The sequence below is a fragment of the Dokdonia sp. Asnod3-C12 genome, from assembly GCF_045063975.1.
Lineage (GTDB): Bacteria > Bacteroidota > Bacteroidia > Flavobacteriales > Flavobacteriaceae > Dokdonia.
In genome coordinates this window covers 2,979,650-2,999,095 of the sequence record NZ_JBEFNY010000003.1, presented here as the reverse complement: position 1 = coordinate 2,999,095, position 19,446 = coordinate 2,979,650, and the positions used below count along the sequence as shown (strand labels likewise).

Sequence of the window (19,446 nt, the reverse complement as noted above, 5' to 3'; positions counted from 1 at the left end):
TCATTCTAGCAATAGAGTGACCTTTTTTTGTGCTCTTTTTTTTAAAGTTGCATAAGATATATTGGGTAGTTACGCTTTCGCGAAAGCAAAAAAAACACACTACGCTATCTCATATTTTATCCAATTGAATTCAGTACTTTTATCAGAATAAACAATTCCTTATAAATGAAAAAATATTTTGCCCTAATAGGATTGGGACTCATTGCCCTTTCTTGTAACGAATCAAAAAAAGTAGTAGCACCTGCTGCTCCTTCAGAACCTGTACTTATAGATGTCACTGCTCTAGAAAGCAATGAGAATGATGTACGTAAATACACTAATACTATTACTGCAAATGAGCTACAAGACATGCTTTACGTATTTGCAGGTGATGATTTTGAAGGTCGTAACACTGGAGATCCAGGGCAAAAGAAAGCGGCTGCATACCTTGTAGACTATTACAAGCAACTAGAAGTGGCTCCAGGAAATAATGGAGATTATTACCAGATTGTACCAAAAACTTTTTTTAGAAAAGGAAGTGATCTTAACGACTCAGAAAACATACTAGCATTTATAGAAGGATCAGAGAAGCCTAATGAAGTACTTGTACTCTCTGCACACCTGGACCACGTAGGAATGGACTCAAAAGGTAATGTCTTTAACGGAGCAGATGATGATGGATCTGGTACTGTAGCTTTACTTGAGATTGCAGAAGCTTTTAAACAAGCTGTAAAAGACGGAAAAGGACCAAAGCGCTCTATCCTCTTTTTACACGTTACAGGAGAAGAGAAAGGTTTATACGGGTCTAGATTCTACTCAGAAAATCCAGTATACCCACTAGCAAATACAATCGCAGACCTTAACATCGATATGATAGGTCGTAATGATGATGCCCACTTAGAAGACAATAACTACGTTTATTTAATAGGGTCAGATAAATTAAGTACAGATTTACATAATGTATCATCTGCAGTAAATGCAAAGTATTTTGATATTAATCTTGATTACCGCTATAACGTAGAAAATGAGCCTAACCGTTTTTACTACCGCTCAGATCACTACAACTTTGCAAAGAAGAATGTGCCTATCATTTTTTACTTTAATGGAACACATGAAGATTATCACAAGATAGGTGATACACCAGATAAGATTAATTATCCTTTACTTGAAAAGCGCACAAAACTAGTTTTTGCAACTGCTTGGGAACTTGCAAATCGTAAGGATAGACCTGTAGTAGACAAAGCGGAGAAAGAAGAATAAATTATTTAAAAATTATTATGTGTTTTATTTAAGTAAATTCACCTAATAATCAACACTTTGAAAAAGGAGTGGAAAATTTCACTCCTTTTTTTATTAGAAAAAGTTGCACATCTTCTAATATTAATTATCTTTGCACTCGCAATTAAAATGGTGGTTGTAGCTCAGTTGGTTAGAGCGCTGGTTTGTGGTACCAGAGGTCGCCGGTTCGAACCCGGTCTTCCACCCTTATTCAAGTCTTCAGAGAAATCTGAAGACTTTTTTTTGTTATGTAAATAAGTAGCGCCTATTCCATTCTTTACATACTAGACATTAAAAAGCCACCCGTAGGTGGCTTTTTAATAACTCAGAATATTTATTCCCTAGTTGTTTAATGTAGTCTTATCTATTCCATATATTCTTAAGTATTGCGTTGTGGTGGTATCTGGGATAACAACTCTCATCTCATCATTTGATTTAATAGGATAAACCCTCATGGTATAGGCTTTCTGCTTACTAGACGCAAACTTTTCATCAACAATGAGATTTCCTGACATATCATATCTCTTAAATAGTTGAGATGGTAACTTCTTAAGGTTGTCTAAGCTAGATAAATTTAGCGTGTGTTTGAAAGGTATCGAAGTGGGTATACTATCTAAATGAAACGAAGACGTTTGACCTATCGCAACCACTCCGCACGTTAAAAAACAAATCATTACAATCCGTTGTATCATCCCCATTTTATTTTAAATCAAATAAGCTATCTACCGCTGGATAACGCTCTACGGTAAAACCTTCTCCATATTCTGTACCTATGAGACGTCCTAGGTCTCTAGAGCGATAATTAATACTCTCTTTAAAGGTTTCGCTAGAAATAGGTGTATCACCATCTTTATTATTTGGATCGTGAAACTGTGAGCTGTATGCAAAGACGGCATCACATTTTTTATCTATAAACCCACTTACATCTACCACTACATCTGGCTCGATGTGCTGCCATTGTATATAGTGATACACAGTCTTAGGGCGCCATTTTTCTTGTGACTTTCCGTCTACAATGGTTTCAATCTTTTTCAGCCCGCTCAAAAAGCAAGCATCACTGGCAAGTTTACTTCCCTTTCCGTGGTCTATATGCCTATCTGTTATAGCGTTACAGAGCACCATTTCTGGTTGATACTTTCTTATTACTTCTATGATTTTGAGTTGGCTCTCTTTATCATTTACAAAGAAACCATCTGCAAGTGCAATATTCTCACGTACAGCTACACCTAGAATCTTTGCTGCAGCTGCAGCTTCCTCATCACGTATCTCTGCACTACCTCGAGTTCCTAGTTCGCCTCTTGTGAGATCAAGTATTCCTACTTTCTTTCCATTTGCTATCTCCTTTGCTATGGTTGCACCACAGCCTAATTCTACATCATCTGGGTGTGCTCCTATGGCAAGTATATCTAGTTTCATATGTATGCTCGCTGTGCGAGTATCTTTTGGATTATTGTTATATAGTCATCAAACTTACGTGTGAATGACATTTCCCTTTATTTAATTACCGACTTTTAAGAACAAATAAAAAGTTAAGCGCAATCGAGTTTTAATCTGCGACTAATACTGTTTTTTTCAAAACAGCTTTAAGTGCTTGGTCTATATCTTCCATCAAGTCTGCCTTCTCCTCTATTCCTACAGAAAAACGAATTAAGCCATCTGCGATACCCTGTTTTGCTCGCTCTTCTTCTCCTAGTAATGAGTGCGAAGTTTGTGCTGGACATAACATCGTACTCTCTACACCTGCAAGACTCATAGAAGGTTTGATAAGTTGTAAGGCTTTCTGAAAATCTTCGGCATCAATGTGTGATACTAACTCGAAGGACATCATCCCTCCAAAACCGCTCATCTGCTCTTTGGCCAGTTTATAATCTGGATGAGACTTTAATCCTGGATAGTACACCCGACTTATCTCGTCTTTCTTATCAAGCCATTTGGCTATTTTCTTTGCATTTCTATTTTGTGCTTTTACACGTAGTGCCATGGTTTTCATGCTACGCTCAAGCATCCATACGGTAAGGTCACTTAGACTTCCTCCTAGATTTTTTGCTAGATTCCAGATGCGATCCATATGTTCTTGGCTCGCAGCAATTGCTCCTGCACAGATGTCACTGTGCCCTCCCATATATTTTGTTGCAGAGTGAAGTATAATATCAATCCCAAAATCTGCTGGATTCTGATTTACTGGAGAGGCAAATGTATTATCTATCATGGTCACAATGCCGTGTTTTTTGGCAAGTGTAGCAACCATCTTCATATCTGTCACTTTCATAAGTGGATTAGAAGGTGTCTCAATGTAAATCACTTTAGTTTGTGGAGTTATCGCTTTCGCGAAAGCGGCCTCACTCAAATCCTCAGTAAATGAATATGTGATACCGTACTTCTCAAATTCCTCAACTACGAGGTTATATGTACCTCCATATAATGTTTCTTGAAGCACAACATGGTCGCCACTTCTCAAAAAAGCCAGCAATGTAGTACTTACTGCCGCCATACCACTACCAAAGATCATCCCAGCCTCTGTCTTCTCAAGGGCAGCAATTTTCTTGCTTAATCCTTCTTGATTAGGAGTATTAAAGTAGCGAGGGTAGCGCTTTACATCTACATCCATAAAGGCATAAGAAGATGATAAGTAGATAGGAGATACAGCTCCTTGAAACTGCTCGTCTTTAATTTCTCCTGTATGCGTACAAATGGTATTAAGGCCTTTATGTGATTTACTCATAGTGTATGTTTTTTTTCAAATCTAAAAATACAAAAAAGGGTTACAGTAAATCAGCCAATTTATTATAGTTTACGAGGGTACTTACCAAGAAAATTCTTACACCACTAACGTTCAATATTTTACATTTTAATATAAAATTCTCGGTCTAAACTTAGATAAACTATCAGTTAAAGTAGCTACCTTTAAGACAATGAAATTAATCACAAATATCCACCAGCTTCTAGTAACAGGAGATTTTACAGCTCCCCTCTCTGGAAAAAATATGGAGGCAATGCCTTATCTCGAGAATGCATACCTCGTTATTGATGAAGATCTTATTTACGAATATGGTCTTATGGAAGACCTTCACCCTATTGCTGTAGAAGAGGTAATAGATGCCACCGGACAAATAGTGCTCCCTATGTGGTGTGACTCTCACACGCATCTTGTGTATGCAGCAACTCGTGAAGATGAGTTTGTAGATCGTATTAAAGGTCTTACTTATCAAGAAATTGCTGCCAAAGGCGGCGGAATAATGAATAGCGCAAGAACCTTACGTGAGATGAGTGAAGATGATCTTTATGAAGATGCACTAGTAAGACTTAATACTGCTATTGCAAGCGGTACAGGTGCTATTGAAATTAAAACCGGTTATGGTCTTACAAAAGATGCAGAGCTTAAAATGCTCAAGGTCATACAACGATTGCGTAAAAAAGTAAATATACCTGTAAAGGCTACATTACTTGCTGCACATGCTATTCCTGAAAATTATAAAACCAATAGAGAAGGATATATTAAAGAAATTGTAGAGGAAATGATTCCTGCTTTCGCGAAAGCAGACTTATGTGATTTTATAGATATTTTCTGTGAGACGGGTTATTTTACGGTTGAGGAAATGGATACTATTGTAACGGCAGGAGCTGCTCATGGTCTTAAGGCTAAAGTTCACGTCAATCAATTTAATAGTATAGGCGGAATCCAAAAAGCAGTAGCGCTAAATGCACTTTCTGTAGATCATCTAGAAGAATTAACAAAAGCTGATATATCAGTCTTACAGGGTTCAAGTACCATACCCGTTGCATTGCCTGGCTGTTCTTTCTTTTTGAATATACCATATACTCCAGCACGTAGTATTATAGATGCTGGATTACCACTTGCGATTGCAACAGATTATAATCCGGGATCATCCCCTAGTTCATCTATGAATTTTATAGTCTCTCAAGCTTGTATAAATTTAAGAATGACACCAGCAGAGGCTATTGTAGCAGCCACCATTAATGGCGCTTTTGCTATGGATGTAGCAGCAGAAACTGGAAGTATTACCAAAGGAAAAAAAGCTAATTTAATCATCACAAAACCCCTACCTTCTTATAATGCGATACCTTATCATTTTGGCGAAAGCCAGATAGATACTATTATCGTAAATGGAGGCATTTTATGATCATACCTAACTTTAACATCACAGCAGGAAACACCGTAAGCGATATTTTTATAGAAAATGGAATATACACATTTTATGACGCCATACGCGCTGTACATAAATTGCCTTATGGACGTATTGATAACCCACTTGATTTTGGAAACATCATTACTGAGGGGCGAGGTACTTGCAGTACCAAGCATGCAACGCTTAAGACACTAACAGATGAGCACGCAATCTATGGCTTACAGCTAGAACTAGTAATTTATGCGATGGATAATAAAAATACTCCTGGCATAGGAAATATACTCGAAAAGTATAATTTACCGTACATGCTAGAGGCACACACTGTCTTAGCATACGATGATGAGGTGTATGATTACACCTTTGCAGGTACTCATAATATGAGCTGGAGAGAGGCTGTGCTCATGCAAACTACTATCGATACAGATCAAATAGAAGATTTTAAGATGGAGTATCACAAATCTGTTCTGGAGGACTGGATAAAAAGAGACGAGCTAGCATATTCACTAGATGACATCTGGAACATACGCGAGCAATGCATTGAAGAGCTAGCTAGCGTAAAAATATTATAGCACCATGATTCAACTTCACATAGCCACACGAGACCATATACGTACTCGCACTTTTGTAAGAGAAGGCGAGACTAAACTAGGTGAGACTGTACAAATATGTGATAGCCTAGATGATATGGCCACAACTCTAGGAACATTTGTAGTCTTTGGTATTTGTGAGGATATAGGGGTTCAAGCAAATTATGGTAAGGCCGGAGCAAGAAAAGCTTGGGATAGCTTTTTGACCTCATTTGTAAACGTACAAGAAAATACATTTAATAAAGGAGCAGATATTATTCTCTTAGGTCATATCTCTGTATCTCCAGATATTAAAGACATCGCGCAGGAGCCTGCCGATTCTCTTGGAACTATTGTAAATAGAATTGATAGCAAGGTAGCTGCTGTAGTACAACGCATTATTGAGTCTGGCAAAATCCCTGTAATCATAGGTGGTGGTCATAATAATGCTTACGGAATTATTAAAGGTGCGGTTGGTGCTTTAAAGAAGCCAATTGACGTGATTAATTTTGATGCGCACACAGATTTAAGAAACACAGATTATAGAAATAGCGGTAATGGTTTCTCCTACGCTTTTATGCAAGAAAAATATGCTTATTTGAATCACTATACCGTATTTGGACTTCATAAAAATTATACGCCACAATATATTCTTGAAGCTATAGAGACAGGTTCGTATAAAAATAAAGTAAGTCTCTTCCTTATGGAAGATATGCTCTTAGAAGCTGCTCAAGTAAGCCAATTTACAAAAGCAAAAAGTACACTTTCAGAAAATAATCTTGGTATTGAAGTAGATTGTGATAGTATTGCAAACTTTTCAAGTAGTGCGCAATCTCCTACTGGTTTTAGCCTTGAAATAACACGCTATTACCTAAATGAGCTTGCTCAGTTATCGCAGGCTACTTACCTTCATATTTGTGAAGCTTCACCATCAAAAAAGAATAAAAAACAGATAGGAAAAGCACTCACCTATTTAGTAACAGATTTTATAAGAAACTACCGTGAACATCATTCCATATAACTCTCAATTTGCTGCAGATTTTAAAACTCTTAATATAGAATGGCTCGAGGCCTTTTTCTACGTAGAGCCTTATGATCTCAAAGTGTTGAGTAATCCCGAAGAATATATCATTAACAAAGGAGGTTTTATCTTCTTTGTATCAAAAGATGATAAAATTCTAGGTACGGTAGCGCTTATGCCTACTGGAAATACTGGTGTGTTAGAACTTACAAAAATGGCAGTTTCACCTTCGGCTAGAGGGATGGGTATTGGACAGCAATTGATTGCACATTGTATCGCTTTCGCGAAAGCGCAACACCTCAACAAACTCATTCTATACTCACACCGTAAGCTAGAAAATGCCATTCATATCTATAAGAAATGGGATTTTAAGGAAATTCCACTAGAAGAGGATGTTGTCTACAAGCGCGCAAACATTAAAATGGAACTCGCTTTTAACTAATTTTTGTCATAATGTAACCTACAAGACGATAACTTTGTTAATGTAATCCATTAAAACAATGTTATGAAATATTTATGTACCCTCTTTCTTATCGCTTGTACGATGAGCAGCTGTAAAGAAACTGCAAAGGAAACAGTAACCGTTACCACGGTAGAAGAAGTGGAAGAAATAACTACCACAACAGATTCAGAAGTAGAAGAGTTTGAAATTATCCCTATTGAGCATGCATCTACTATTCTTAACTGGGATGGCAGAACCGTTTATGTAGATCCAGTGGGAAAACCGGAGCTTTATAAAGGTTATAAAAAGCCAGATCTTATTGTAATTACACACCTACATGGAGATCACCTCAATGTAAAAACGCTCGAAGGTCTAGACACCTCAACCGCAAGAATCGTTGTGCCACAATCTGTAGCAGAAAAAATGCCAGAAGCATTTAGCTCAAAGCTAGAAATCTTAAATAACGGAGAAAAAATAGAAATTTTAGGTATCACAACAAATGCTGTACCCATGTATAATCTAGGTCCAGTAGAGGAACGCCGTCACAAAAAAGGATGGGGTAATGGTTATGTACTAGAGAAAGATGGTAAGAGAGTTTACTTTTCTGGAGATACAGAAGATATTCCAGAGATGCGCAGCCTACAAGATATTGATATTGCCTTTGTATGTATGAACTTACCTTACACTATGACGGTAGAGAGTGCTGCTAGTGCAGTTTTAGATTTTAAACCTACACAAGTATATCCATTTCATTACAGAGGGTCTGACGGTCTGAGTGATGTCGCTACATTCAAATCTATTGTGAATAATGGAAGTGATGCTATTGAGGTTGTACAGCTAGACTGGTATCCTAATCGTGACTAAAAATACATTTTAATAGCAGCGTTTATAACAAAAGAAAGCCGCAATGGACCTAGGTCACATTGCGGCTTCTTACTTAACCTACTTAAGTATCTTCTATTTTAAACTGAATGATGTTTGAGCAATAAGTACTCCTTTATCAAAAACGTTTACTTCGTACTTTCCTTCAAGAAAATCCTTTGTTGTTTTACCTATATTCTCACAGATATCAAGTGCAGTGTTCTCATAGTAAAATTTAGAAATTGCACTATAATTTACAACCTTACCATCAAAGGCAACTTGCTTATTTTCTCCTAGTGTTGCTCCAGAAGGATCAATGATTTGTACATATAACACACGGTCACCAGCTTCGGCAAGTCTGTTTTGTGGTACTGTATAGCAAGCTCTTAACTTATCTACTCGCTTATTATTTGCGTTTTCTACGAGTTTTCCAGAAGAGCGCTCTATAACTCCTACTGCTCTAAGCTTGTTTGCTGCAAGCGCAGATCCTAAGGTTACTCTTTCTGCTAGTGCAGAGTTTTCTAACGTTAGGGAGTCCCCTACTCCACGCTGTACTTCAAGTTCATAAGTTGTGCTATCTATACGCATAGCCAGCATCTGGTTACTACCGCGTAGTGAATCGTTTTGAGCAAATAAGAAATCACGCTCATTACGTAATTTAAATACTTCTGCTCTATACTTTCCTAAACTTGCAATAGTTGCATCCTTTTCCTCAATATCACCTATGAGCTTCTGGATTCTATCGCGCGCATCATTAAGTTCTGTATCCTTAAGATTATTCTCTTCAATGACTACATCGTATTTACTCACCATTTCTTTAAGATCTGAGAGTACTACGTTCTTTTCCTTTGTGAGTTGGCTCTTTGTATCCTTCTCTTGATTATACAATTTTACAGCAAAGGCACCGGCTACGACAAGAAGTACTGCAAGGATTCCTGCAATAATCTTAATCCCGTTTCCACTTTTTTCGTTATCCATAATTTAATAGTTGTTTTAATGGTTATACGTTTAATGCAAAGAATTGGATTTTATTATAAACGCTTTAGCGAAAATATTCTTTTTACCATACAATTAACGCCAACTTTTAAAAAATGTTAAAATATATTCAAGGCTTAGATTGTAGGAGATGAGATTCTTAAACATTAGTCTGCTTATCCTTGCTCTACCATTAATTTTGAAATTCTTAATTTACATACAGCGGCTGAGAGGTTCGGTTATTAGTATTATTCAGTATAGAATAATTAAGCGTTATAAGTATTGAACTTTCATTTTTACGCTTTCGCGAAAGCGTAACACCTCAATACACGCTGGTATCACTGTTAACTAATATTAAAAAAGAAACCTACTCAAACTATTTTACGGAAATTGCAGTGATGAATAAAATCTACACAAAACTCAGATTACTATATAGTCAAGTTACTGGAAACATAGGCTTCTTTCCTAGCATTATAGCATTAATGGGACTTGCTTTTGCTTTTTTAATGCTCTACATAGAGGAACAAGGGGTTTCCAAATACTTTATTGACAACTTCCCGTGGCTCGTTATTAATAATGCAGATACTGCTCGCTCCTTATTGAGCACGTTTATAGGAGGGATTATCTCTCTTATGGTTTTTAGCTTCTCTATGGTGATGCTATTGCTCAACCAAGCTTCGAGTAATTACTCTCCTCGTATTCTTCCAGGTCTTATATCAAATAAAAAACACCAGTATGTATTAGGTTTTTATATTGCTGTAATCATTTATTGCATCATCATATTATTAAGTATTGTTCCTACAGATGATAAGAATCAGCTACCTGGATTTGCAGTACTTGTGGGTATTGTTTTAAGTATTCATGTACTTGCGGCTTTTATCTATTTTATTCACTCTATCTCACAAGCAATACAGATTAACAATATTACAGATCGCATTTTTGTTGCAGCTCACAAGAGGTTACAAGGCCTCATTGATAAAGAGAGTGAGGTTCAAGGATTAGATATTTTTGAGGATATTTCTGAGTGGCATGGATATAAAAGTACCTCATCTGGATATCTCAATGATATTGCATTTGATTCCCTATCTAAACTCGCCAAAGACTGTGACATCTCCATAAAAATGCTGGTTTCTAAAGGAGAGTTTGTACTAGTAGATGTCCCTATTGTAAAAGTGAGTAAAGAACTAGACGAAGAAAATCAAGAAATGCTACAGTCATGCTTTGGATTTTCTCGCAGTGAGATAGTAAAACTCAATTATGTACTCGGTTTTAAACAGCTCACAGAAATTGCAGTAAAAGCAATGAGTCCGGGAATTAACGACCCAGGAACTGCTATAACCTGTATTGACTATCTCACAGAACTCTTTGCTTTAAGAATGCTCAAGAAAGATAATAGCTACGTAGTAAATAATGAAGACAAAGCTGTCGTTTCCTTAGATACTGTTGATTTTGAAGAGCTTATCTATTTCATTTTCGCTAGCTTACGTCAGTACTGTAAATCTGATTTTATAATGATGACAAAAATGTTGACCTCCCTATATTACCTCAAAAATGTAGAAACTATAGATGATGATTATAAGAAAGTAATCGACACACAGGCTCATCTTATTCTAGAAGATGCTCAGGCATATATTAAAAATGAAACAGATTTAAAGAATCTAAAAGAGTTTACTGAAAAATTTAAGTAACCAAAATACTTAGAACTTGACCACCTTTAAATAAGATAAAGTTGGATCCACTGGAATAGTTGCTCCTCCATTTGTGCTATTTGGATAGAAATCAATTGTTGATGTAGTTGTTATCGTAAACACTGCTCGTTGTCCTTTTGGAACTATTTCTGCTTGTGTCTTTACTGTCGCCATCGTACCCATTATTCCTTCGGGAGTTCCGTTTATTCTAAGTAAATAATCGAAATTATCACGGCCAATGTTTACTTCAGAATCAATCATATAACTTCCCGGTGGTAGGGTAAGTGAACTACCGGAAATAGAAGCTCCTATGATAGAGTTAAAACTAATCTTACCAAAATTGAAAGATTTATCGCTAGTCGACTGCAATGTGCGAACGGTAGTCTTGCTATCTAAAAAAGTAGCAAAAAGAACGCCCTGCTTATCAAATTCATCAAGAAATTTTATCCATCTTGAGTAAGGTGCACTCCAATAATAAAAACCAACTTGGACATTGTTTACAGCAACCTTATTAAATACTAATAAACTATTTGCAGGATTTGCTATAGTTACTACATCTGTTAAGCTCTGTAATTCTACTCTTGGAATTAATAGTCCTTTGTCTATTCCTGCTATATCTAAAGAGCTTGAACTATCTGGAGACGTTGTATTGATACCTACTTGGGCGTTTATAGTCGTAGTTAAAAAAACTACAGCAATAAAAAATTTTAAAAGCTTCATAATCTGTGATTTGGGAATACAATTTTACAATTTCGCTTTATAACAGAAAGCTCTAATATTGAATAATTACAAAATTTTCGACAAAAACACTTTAATGCCCGACCAATAACATAATCCATAGGATATTTACTATAAAGTCAGAAGTAAACTACTTTACTCCCTACTCATCCAGTTCTCTAAAGTGTTTTTTCTTTTTGAGTAACCTATACTTGTAAAATCTCTACTTATAACTATAAACTTGCCTAGAACTGGAATCAAGTCGTTGATATGTAAAAAATCATTCCACCGAATCACTACGCTTTATGTTAGCTTTTTGCCATTTATAACCACAGAGAGTCCGTTTATTTCTATAACTACTTCTTGATCCTCATTTCTTATCAACTTGTTATCTATCAACTCCTTAAGAAGCCGGTCTTATAGAACGTGAGCACTCGCAATATCGTTTCTAAAGTTTTGCTATTACCAAGGGTTTTTAACCTCGACTTTGTCGCGCGCTGGCAGTTTGCTCCCGCAAGTGAGCTATCACTAGGGTATCGTGTAGGTAAAACTGCCTTTGCAGATAATGTAGATGGAGATTACTTAGACGGAATACATACACTTAGTGATGCTACTGGTTTAGAAACCTTGAGTTTACGTATGCGTTGGTTTTTAGACTTTAACAGATTAAAAAAACGCAGTTAATGTAACAAAGTGAAATACTTTCCTACATATAGGGTATGTATAAATCATTTTTTCAAAATATAGCGACAGAGCAAGGAGGTACTTTTTTATACCAAGATCAAGATACTAGTATAGGTGGCGGCATACGCCTTCCTAAGGTTCAGTATTTATTAAGAATACCTGTAGGGGATACTGAGATGAATATCATCAATATCACTGGAAAAGAATTTTCTGGTCATATCTCTATGAAGTTACCAAAACAGCCAGAGAGTAACACTTTTGAACTCACTACAAACTCGCATATTAAATCACTTTTTATAGGCAAATCAAAGCGCTTTAATATCAATAGCGACAGCTCTCAAATGACTGAGTTTTTAAGAAACAACAGACATATTGCAATCTTAAAAGAAATTGCTCAAGAAGATAGCTTCCAGCCTATAATTACGGGTACAAACGAGGATGATCATTATCTGTTGATAGCAAAATATCATCTAGAATTTGATAATTGGAACAGTCCTCTGCTTCCAATTATGGATTTATTTAAAGAAATGTACACAAGGTTTGTGGTGAATAACGAACGCTTTGCAAATGATGTCACTATCAGTATGGGGTCTTAAATAACTCCTAACACAATCTTAAACAACTACCGCCTAGCGTAGTAATGCCATAGCTTTGTTACACTTGCCCTTTTATAAAGGGTGAGTATAACAACCAACCTATGAAACACTACGCCATAATAGGAGGAGGTCCCAGAGGACTTTTTGCTCTTGAAAGCCTTTTTACTGCCCTCTACAATAACGCTCCAAAAGCTCAAATAAAAGTCACTTTATTTGAACCTTTTAAATATCCAGGTTCAGGCTGGGTGTGGAATCCTGAGCAAGTAGCGAGCAACTGGCTTAATATTACTGAGCGTGCCTTACAAGACTTACCTGGCAGACCAGAAATAAAACTAGGTGATGATATCATCCCTACATTTCCCTCATATACGGAGTGGTTACCAGAAGAACAACAAAATCCTCCAGCGACGCATCCAGATCAGTTTCCTCCACGGGCAAAGATGGGAACCTACCTTAATGCCCGTTTTGAGACTATTGCAAGTGCTCTTAAGGGGTTTGACTTATTAAATATTGTTGAGGAAACGGTCACTAAACTCACCTATATTGCACCGGAATTCACAGCAATTACAGAAAACACATCAGTCACTGCAATAGATGAAGTAGTCATCACAATAGGACATCAGGATACAGAGCTTTCAGAGCAGCTGCAAGAATGGAAAGATCACATTGCACAAACTGATAAAGCCCTCCTATTTACAGAAGCCTATCCTGTAGAAAAAATGATAAATACAAACATTAACTCAGAGAGCGTAGTTGCTTTTAGAGGTTTTGGACTTGCAATGATTGATCAGATACGTGCGCTCACCTTGCAACGCGGTGCACATTTTGAGATGCTTGATAATGATACCAAAGAAGTAGCTTTTCACGCTGGAGAAAACCATCCGCAGCGGTTTGTACCTTTTACCTTAGACGGGCTTCCTATGGTGCCAAAACCTATAAATAAAGCGGTAGATAAGTGGTTTATGCCAAGTGATGATGCTATAAACGCTTTCGCGAAAGCGATACATAAAGGCGCCTGCGGCAATCACCCTGCAAAAGATCAATACTTTCTACTAGAAGCAATGGCAGCACTTGTAGCTCCCCTCTTTTTAAAATTAGGAGACAAAGCCATACAACACGATCTTACAGAAGAAGAAGTTTACTTCTTAGCCATAAATTACCTCAACAATAAATCACTAGCGCATTCCCTACTCCTATCCCATCAAAAACCTGTCTTGCAAATGATGCAACAACAAGTGGAAATGGCAGTAGGAGAAGCACCGGTAAGCCTCGACTATTTTATAGGTCAAGTATGGCGACACTGCCAGCCAGCCATCTACAGAGAGTTTTCATATCCAGCAATTGCAGATGATGTAGTGGCAGAAGTTATTGCGCTAGACGAAGAATCAAAACGATATTCTTACGGTCCACCTGTTGAGAGCATACAACAGCTTATCGCGCTTGCAAAAGCAGGATTGTTAGATCTTGGCTTTGTAAATAATCCAGAAATCACTTGCGTAGACGGAGGCTGGCAACTTGAATCTGATGGCAATAAAATTACCGTAGACGTAATGCTTAACGCCGTACTGGACTCACCACAACTTGTCACCGTAGATACACCAATTATAAAAAACTTACTACACAACGAGATGATTGAGCCTAAACATACTGATCTAGGCATACGCACGGACGATTATAGTTATGTAGAAGTACCTGAGGGTAAAAGTTTTGTGCCACTAGCGGTATTAGGTAGACTATCTAAGGGAAGTGTGATAGGTGTAGATGCAATTTTAGAATGTTTTGGACCGCGCACTATAAGCTGGTCTGAGCGAAGTATAGCCTTAATGAAGAACGAAAAATAAAGAAGATGAGCAGAGGATTTGTAAAAGAAGATGACCAAGAAGAAACTCCTATAATTCCGCCTAGGGCAGCATTGCCAGATGGTGTGACAAACTATGTCACTAGCCACGGGTTAACGCAGCTTAAGGAAGAGCTTAGCACATTAGATAATAAAATCTCAACCCTAGATGAAACAGATGAGCGCGAGCGCAGGCGCGCACTCGCAGTTCTTAATGGGAAGCGCAATTTACTACTGGAACGCATACAGAGCGCAAGACTACTTAATCATATTAAGGATGAGGGAGAAGTACGTTTTGGCGCCACAGTCACATATACCATCGCTGGTATGCCTAAGCCTATTACCATCCAGATTGTGGGCGTAGATGAGGCTAGTGTGAAAGACAAAAAAATTGCCTTCACCGCTCCTATTGCTAAAGCACTTATTGGCAAAAAGATGGATGAAACAACTACATTTCAGCTAGGTAATGAGCAGAAGAAACTCACTATTAAAAATATATCCTACGTAGAGTAGTATGAGGTTTACGCTTTCGCGAAAGCGTAAAAAAACACGTTCAAAAACAAGTTCACATACCGTAACTTTATAAACAAAAATAGAGCTACTTAATCCCTAATTTATCACCTATGCAAACGATTCTATATAAAGCAAACAGTCGAGGAAACGCAAACCACGGGTGGTTACAGAGTTTTCACACCTTTAGCTTTGCAAGCTACCATAACCCCAACCGTATGAACTTTGGGGGGATGCGTGTGCTCAATGATGACACCGTAGCGGCTGGTAGAGGTTTTGATATGCACAGGCATCTCAATATGGAGATTATATCCATCCCGCTTTCTGGTGATCTAGAGCATAAAGATAGTATGGGTAATCAGACGGTGATACAGCAAGGTGACATCCAAGTAATGAGTGCAGGGACTGGAATAGATCACAGTGAGTATAATAAAAATAATGATCGCGAGGTGCAGTTTTTACAAATCTGGATTATGCCTAACCAGCGCCCAGTAACGCCTCGTTATGATCAGATTAAAATAAATGAGCATCACCTCAAAAATGAATTTGTACAAATACTCTCACCAAATCAAGATGATGAGGGCGTATGGATTTACCAAGACGCTTGGTTTCATATGGGTGAGTTTACACAAGAGCAAACGCTTGTACACAAACTACATAAAAAAGGGAACGGCCTTTTTGTTTTTGTACTTGAGGGTAGTGCTCACGCCGCTGGCGAACTACTAGACAGACGTGATGCCATAGGAGTTTATGACATTGCCGAGCTAGAAATTACCGCACAATCTGACTCTAAAATATTACTTATCGAGGTGCCTATGCAGTTTTAATTAATCTAATGCTTAAACTTATGAGGAGACAACCCATTGTGACTATTGCTATTTACCTATTACTAGGTTTAAATTTTTCTATAGTTGCTCAACAAAGTGAGTCAAATTCAAAAGAATTCCCAAAACTCAGTGATACTATACCGTCAGAAGGAATATATAATAGTAATCCTATAGGAGAATATAATGACGCATATTACCAGTTAGAAAGACTTAATGATAATATAGGACTACCTCCAAAAGAATTTAATTTTACAACACCCCAGGCTACACTTGAACATTTTATATTAAGCTGTCGTGAGGGTAAATTTGAAGATGCGGCATACTCATTAAATCTTAACCTTTTTCCAAAAAGTGTTACGAGGAAAGAAGCAGCAATCCTAGCAGAAAAATTTTACTTTGTTATCAATCAAAGAATAGCCATCGATTGGGAAGGAATTTCTGATAGACTTGATGGACAAGTTGATATCACTACATCTACAAACAAGAATATCTCCGGTAAACCAAGACGAAGTGTTGTTTTTGGAGAAGTCGCATTGGAAAATAGAGATGCAGTCTTACGCTTACAGAGAGTCAAGCTAAAGGAATGGGGTGCATTTTGGATAATAAGTGCTAATACTGTTGAAAATATTGAGCCACTATATGCAATCTATGGTCCTCGAAAGTTAGATAGAGTAATGCCTGGCTGGTCTAAGGTAGGGGTCTTAGGAATTCCCATCTGGAAAATTATAGGGACTATACTCTTAGGATTTCTTGGTTATCTGCTAGGGCAATTTTTTTCTTTTTTTACCAGGAAACTATTCCTCAAATCAAAAAAACCATTACTCAAGTCCATCGCAACAAAAATGGCTAAACCAGCAGGCATAGTCATTGGTGTACTTTTCTTTTATCTTACTCTAACATATCTTATTTCGTTTTCTGGGAGTATGGCAAGTACACTTTACGCTATTTTATTAATCATTGTCATTGCCTCTATTGCTTGGTTTCTAATGAGCTTTATTGACTACATTTTTGCTTATGTTACAGAAAATCGTGTGGGTGATTCTTCTTTAGAGGAGAACAAGCATGCTCGTATGATGATGACTTATATATCAGTTGCAAGAAGGGTCTTGACAATCATTATAATAATAGTAGCTATCACAGTGATTTTTTCACAATTTAGATCTCTTGAAAAATTAGGGATTTCCCTCTTAGCATCTGCGGGACTTATTACTATAATATTAGGTGTGGCAGCACAAAATACTTTAGGTAACATCATAGCAGGTATACAAATAGCACTTACGCAACCTGCAAGTATAGGTGATACCATTAATATTCAATCCGAGTGGGGTTATGTAGAAGATATTCGATTCACTTATATGGTAGTACGCACTTGGGACTCGAGGCGACTTATAATTCCATTGAAAGATGTCATATCAAAACCTTTTGAAAATTGGTCAATGACAAACCCAAAACAAGTAAGACCGATAACCATTTATGCAGATTATCATATTGATGTGCAAAAAGTAAGAGAGAAGTTTGCGCAATTGCTAATAGATTCTGAGCACTGGGATGAAGAGCATGAGCCTACTGTACAAGTTACAGGTGTGACAGAAAAGTCTATTGAAATACGAGCGCTATGTAGTGCAAAAGATGCTTCTACAACATGGGATTTACACTGTAAACTTAGGGAACAACTAGTGCAGTTTGTAGCTTCACTTAATAACGGGGGATATCTAGCCAAACAGCGTCTTCAGATTGAGAAAGATGAGATTAATAAAATTGATAATTATTAATTACGCTTTCGCGAAAACGCATACTTACTCTGTATTTTACATTTAATTATTCTTGAAATAAATAGACGAGAAGTATATTTAGTACTTTAATAACTAAGTTGTTATAAAAGTCACATAAGCATGAATCTAAAAAGTCTTTTACTAGTTGTAGTTATATGTTCATTAGTTGGCTGCCAAAAAGAAAACCACCCTGCACAAATAAGTTTACAAACTGAGACTGCCTTAGACACTATCTATATTTCAGAATTTAATACTGAAAGACTGGTTGCAAAAATCTCAGATAGTAATCGGCTACAAGCTGTAAACTTAGTACATCCTACTGCAGTAACTATAAATCACAAAAATAATGATGATCCTTATCTGGCTATTCTAGCCAATAATAAAAGTTTAAACATTTTTCTCCATCAAGATGGTATTATAAACACCCATGACAAAGCGGATTCATTGCTCAACAATCTCTGGCACAGCAACAACAAGTTTATAAGTGAAAACAGCAATATACTTTTTGGTTCCAATAACATAGATACAATTCCGCTTGTATTTGAAAGATTTAGACAGGAGAGAGCTAATAACATTGACTTATATAAGGACGAAATAGGTACAGATATTTTGGAATTGCTGCACTATCAGAATGATGCGAGAATCTTTTCTTTTTTATTCTATTATGGCAGAATGATGAAAGAATTGGAACCAGATAACAGCTATTTTGATTTCGTTAATAAAATTCCGAAGCTTACGCTATCATCAAAATCTCTTCCTGATATTTATCTCTACAAATATGAAATTGAATATTTAAGAAAAAATAATGCTATAGAAAGTATTACTGATTTTTTAGCGTTCATAGATCAAAAGACGAATAACAAGGAGCTTGCTGATTACCTTAGAGCGAGCTATATCAAAGGTTTGATGGAAGCACCTACTTACTGGGAAAAACATGAAAGATTATTTAACACTGAGGTACTTACTCAATCCCTCGTTTCAGAAAAACAAAATCCATACAATTACTTATTTGAAAAATCATCTAGCTCTTTTTATGCTTCTCAAAGTGGGGAAAAAGCTTACTTATTTACAGCAGAAGATGCATTTGGAAATCAATACAAACTTGAAGATCACTTAGGAAAAGTAATTTTTATAGACAATTGGGCCACATGGTGCAGAGCTTGCCTTAATCACAGACCTAGTGTTTTAGAACTTGCTGATATGTATAAAAATAATAGCGATGTAGAGATTTTGCTCATGTCTGTAGATAGTTCTAAAGAGAAATGGTTAAACTTTCTAAACAAAGAAAACTCTGAAATTGGTTATAATTTATTTATTGAAGATGGAAGAAGTGAAGAATACGGTCAACAATACAATATCAACTTTATTCCTAAATACATACTCATTGGGAAAGATGGTAAGATTTTAAATGCCAATATTCAAGAACCCTCCGTTGCGGTTGAACAGGCAATAGAAAATGCATTGAGGATGCAATAAGGTTTAATTTAGAAAAGATAGGTTGTCTTCATAAAACTATCAATATTATATTTATTGCTTTCGCGAAAG

At 36.7% G+C, this 19,446-nt stretch carries 19 protein-coding genes and 1 tRNA gene; 15 read left to right on the top strand and 5 right to left on the bottom strand.

The features are described from left to right. Positions 1-165: 165 nt before the first annotated feature. A complete protein-coding gene (locus ACJJVW_RS13540; RefSeq protein ID WP_405252534.1) occupies positions 166-1,239 on the top strand; it encodes a M28 family metallopeptidase in 1,074 nt (357 codons plus the stop codon). Positions 1,240-1,388: 149 nt separating this feature from the next. Next, positions 1,389-1,464 (top strand) — tRNA-His (locus ACJJVW_RS13535). Between the two features lie 134 nt (positions 1,465-1,598). Here ACJJVW_RS13535 and ACJJVW_RS13530 read toward each other — a convergent pair. From ACJJVW_RS13530 to ACJJVW_RS13520, 3 genes are all read right to left on the bottom strand, one after another. Next, positions 1,599-1,772 (bottom strand): hypothetical protein, encoded by a 174-nt coding sequence (locus tag ACJJVW_RS13530; RefSeq protein ID WP_405252531.1) that lies wholly within the window; start codon positions 1,770-1,772, stop codon positions 1,599-1,601. A gap of 184 nt (positions 1,773-1,956) precedes the next feature. Then, positions 1,957-2,673: a bacillithiol biosynthesis deacetylase BshB1 gene (bshB1, locus tag ACJJVW_RS13525; protein WP_298324414.1), complete on the bottom strand. Its 717-nt coding sequence runs from the start codon at positions 2,671-2,673 to the stop codon at positions 1,957-1,959. Between the two features lie 130 nt (positions 2,674-2,803). After that, positions 2,804-3,979 carry a trans-sulfuration enzyme family protein gene (locus ACJJVW_RS13520; protein ID WP_405252528.1) on the bottom strand — a complete coding sequence of 392 codons (1,176 nt, stop codon included), beginning with the start codon at positions 3,977-3,979 and terminating at the stop codon, positions 2,804-2,806. Between the two features lie 190 nt (positions 3,980-4,169). On the opposite strand from ACJJVW_RS13520, the gene hutI reads away from it, so the two are divergent. From hutI to ACJJVW_RS13495, 5 genes are all read left to right on the top strand, one after another. Beyond that, positions 4,170-5,399 (top strand): imidazolonepropionase, encoded by a 1,230-nt coding sequence (gene hutI, locus ACJJVW_RS13515; protein ID WP_379953082.1) that lies wholly within the window; start codon positions 4,170-4,172, stop codon positions 5,397-5,399. Further along, positions 5,396-5,974 (top strand): hypothetical protein, encoded by a 579-nt coding sequence (locus ACJJVW_RS13510; RefSeq protein WP_298324406.1) that lies wholly within the window; start codon positions 5,396-5,398, stop codon positions 5,972-5,974. Before hutI ends, ACJJVW_RS13510 begins: the two co-directional genes overlap by 4 nt. A 4-nt stretch (positions 5,975-5,978) precedes the next feature. After that, complete coding sequence (locus tag ACJJVW_RS13505) at positions 5,979-6,992, top strand: formimidoylglutamase (protein WP_405252523.1); 1,014 nt, start codon at positions 5,979-5,981, stop codon at positions 6,990-6,992. Beyond that, positions 6,973-7,434 (top strand): GNAT family N-acetyltransferase, encoded by a 462-nt coding sequence (locus tag ACJJVW_RS13500; protein WP_405252520.1) that lies wholly within the window; start codon positions 6,973-6,975, stop codon positions 7,432-7,434. Before ACJJVW_RS13505 ends, ACJJVW_RS13500 begins: the two co-directional genes overlap by 20 nt. A gap of 63 nt (positions 7,435-7,497) precedes the next feature. Continuing rightward, positions 7,498-8,298, top strand: coding sequence for an MBL fold metallo-hydrolase (locus ACJJVW_RS13495; protein WP_405252518.1), 801 nt, complete (start codon positions 7,498-7,500; stop codon positions 8,296-8,298). Positions 8,299-8,391: 93 nt separating this feature from the next. On the opposite strand, the gene ACJJVW_RS13490 is transcribed toward ACJJVW_RS13495, so the two are convergent. Next, positions 8,392-9,273 carry a hypothetical protein gene (locus tag ACJJVW_RS13490; RefSeq protein ID WP_298324393.1) on the bottom strand — a complete coding sequence of 294 codons (882 nt, stop codon included), beginning with the start codon at positions 9,271-9,273 and terminating at the stop codon, positions 8,392-8,394. Between the two features lie 395 nt (positions 9,274-9,668). On the opposite strand from ACJJVW_RS13490, the gene ACJJVW_RS13485 reads away from it, so the two are divergent. Continuing rightward, entirely contained in the window at positions 9,669-10,958 is a 1,290-nt protein-coding gene (locus ACJJVW_RS13485; RefSeq protein WP_379953079.1) for a DUF2254 domain-containing protein, read from the top strand. Between the two features lie 9 nt (positions 10,959-10,967). On the opposite strand, the gene ACJJVW_RS13480 is transcribed toward ACJJVW_RS13485, so the two are convergent. Beyond that, entirely contained in the window at positions 10,968-11,678 is a 711-nt protein-coding gene (locus ACJJVW_RS13480) for a hypothetical protein (protein ID WP_379953078.1), read from the bottom strand. Positions 11,679-12,131: 453 nt separating this feature from the next. Here ACJJVW_RS13480 and ACJJVW_RS13475 point away from each other — a divergent pair, with 453 nt between their 5' ends. From ACJJVW_RS13475 to ACJJVW_RS13445, 7 genes are all read left to right on the top strand, one after another. Continuing rightward, positions 12,132-12,359, top strand: a complete 228-nt coding sequence (locus ACJJVW_RS13475; protein WP_405252514.1) for a DUF5916 domain-containing protein — start codon at positions 12,132-12,134, stop codon at positions 12,357-12,359. A gap of 35 nt (positions 12,360-12,394) precedes the next feature. Further along, the gene (locus ACJJVW_RS13470; protein ID WP_405252511.1) at positions 12,395-12,955 is read left to right on the top strand and encodes a hypothetical protein; all 561 of its coding nucleotides are present in this window, start codon (positions 12,395-12,397) and stop codon (positions 12,953-12,955) included. A 101-nt stretch (positions 12,956-13,056) separates the two neighbouring features. Next, positions 13,057-14,796 (top strand): FAD/NAD(P)-binding protein, encoded by a 1,740-nt coding sequence (locus ACJJVW_RS13465; protein WP_405252509.1) that lies wholly within the window; start codon positions 13,057-13,059, stop codon positions 14,794-14,796. Positions 14,797-14,801: 5 nt separating this feature from the next. Next, positions 14,802-15,305: a GreA/GreB family elongation factor gene (locus tag ACJJVW_RS13460; RefSeq protein ID WP_405252506.1), complete on the top strand. Its 504-nt coding sequence runs from the start codon at positions 14,802-14,804 to the stop codon at positions 15,303-15,305. Between the two features lie 110 nt (positions 15,306-15,415). After that, positions 15,416-16,129 (top strand): pirin family protein, encoded by a 714-nt coding sequence (locus ACJJVW_RS13455; protein ID WP_405252503.1) that lies wholly within the window; start codon positions 15,416-15,418, stop codon positions 16,127-16,129. Between the two features lie 20 nt (positions 16,130-16,149). Then, positions 16,150-17,901 (top strand): mechanosensitive ion channel family protein, encoded by a 1,752-nt coding sequence (locus ACJJVW_RS13450; protein ID WP_405252500.1) that lies wholly within the window; start codon positions 16,150-16,152, stop codon positions 17,899-17,901. A 120-nt stretch (positions 17,902-18,021) separates the two neighbouring features. Next, positions 18,022-19,377: a TlpA family protein disulfide reductase gene (locus ACJJVW_RS13445; RefSeq protein ID WP_405252497.1), complete on the top strand. Its 1,356-nt coding sequence runs from the start codon at positions 18,022-18,024 to the stop codon at positions 19,375-19,377. Positions 19,378-19,446: the final 69 nt, after the last annotated feature.

Bases quoted from the DNA above. Each gene is read 5' to 3' on its own strand.
- ACJJVW_RS13540 (WP_405252534.1), top strand. From the start codon at position 166: ATGAAAAAATATTTTGCCCTAATAGGATTGGGACTCATTGCCCTTTCT.
- ACJJVW_RS13530 (WP_405252531.1), bottom strand. From the start codon at position 1,772: ATGTCAGGAAATCTCATTGTTGATGAAAAGTTTGCGTCTAGTAAGCAG.
- bshB1 (WP_298324414.1), bottom strand. From the start codon at position 2,673: ATGAAACTAGATATACTTGCCATAGGAGCACACCCAGATGATGTAGAA.
- ACJJVW_RS13520 (WP_405252528.1), bottom strand. From the start codon at position 3,979: ATGAGTAAATCACATAAAGGCCTTAATACCATTTGTACGCATACAGGA.
- hutI (WP_379953082.1), top strand. From the start codon at position 4,170: ATGAAATTAATCACAAATATCCACCAGCTTCTAGTAACAGGAGATTTT.
- ACJJVW_RS13510 (WP_298324406.1), top strand. From the start codon at position 5,396: ATGATCATACCTAACTTTAACATCACAGCAGGAAACACCGTAAGCGAT.
- ACJJVW_RS13505 (WP_405252523.1), top strand. From the start codon at position 5,979: ATGATTCAACTTCACATAGCCACACGAGACCATATACGTACTCGCACT.
- ACJJVW_RS13495 (WP_405252518.1), top strand. From the start codon at position 7,498: ATGAAATATTTATGTACCCTCTTTCTTATCGCTTGTACGATGAGCAGC.
- ACJJVW_RS13490 (WP_298324393.1), bottom strand. From the start codon at position 9,273: ATGGATAACGAAAAAAGTGGAAACGGGATTAAGATTATTGCAGGAATC.
- ACJJVW_RS13485 (WP_379953079.1), top strand. From the start codon at position 9,669: ATGAATAAAATCTACACAAAACTCAGATTACTATATAGTCAAGTTACT.
- ACJJVW_RS13480 (WP_379953078.1), bottom strand. From the start codon at position 11,678: ATGAAGCTTTTAAAATTTTTTATTGCTGTAGTTTTTTTAACTACGACT.
- ACJJVW_RS13470 (WP_405252511.1), top strand. From the start codon at position 12,395: ATGTATAAATCATTTTTTCAAAATATAGCGACAGAGCAAGGAGGTACT.
- ACJJVW_RS13465 (WP_405252509.1), top strand. From the start codon at position 13,057: ATGAAACACTACGCCATAATAGGAGGAGGTCCCAGAGGACTTTTTGCT.
- ACJJVW_RS13460 (WP_405252506.1), top strand. From the start codon at position 14,802: ATGAGCAGAGGATTTGTAAAAGAAGATGACCAAGAAGAAACTCCTATA.
- ACJJVW_RS13455 (WP_405252503.1), top strand. From the start codon at position 15,416: ATGCAAACGATTCTATATAAAGCAAACAGTCGAGGAAACGCAAACCAC.
- ACJJVW_RS13450 (WP_405252500.1), top strand. From the start codon at position 16,150: ATGAGGAGACAACCCATTGTGACTATTGCTATTTACCTATTACTAGGT.
- ACJJVW_RS13445 (WP_405252497.1), top strand. From the start codon at position 18,022: ATGAATCTAAAAAGTCTTTTACTAGTTGTAGTTATATGTTCATTAGTT.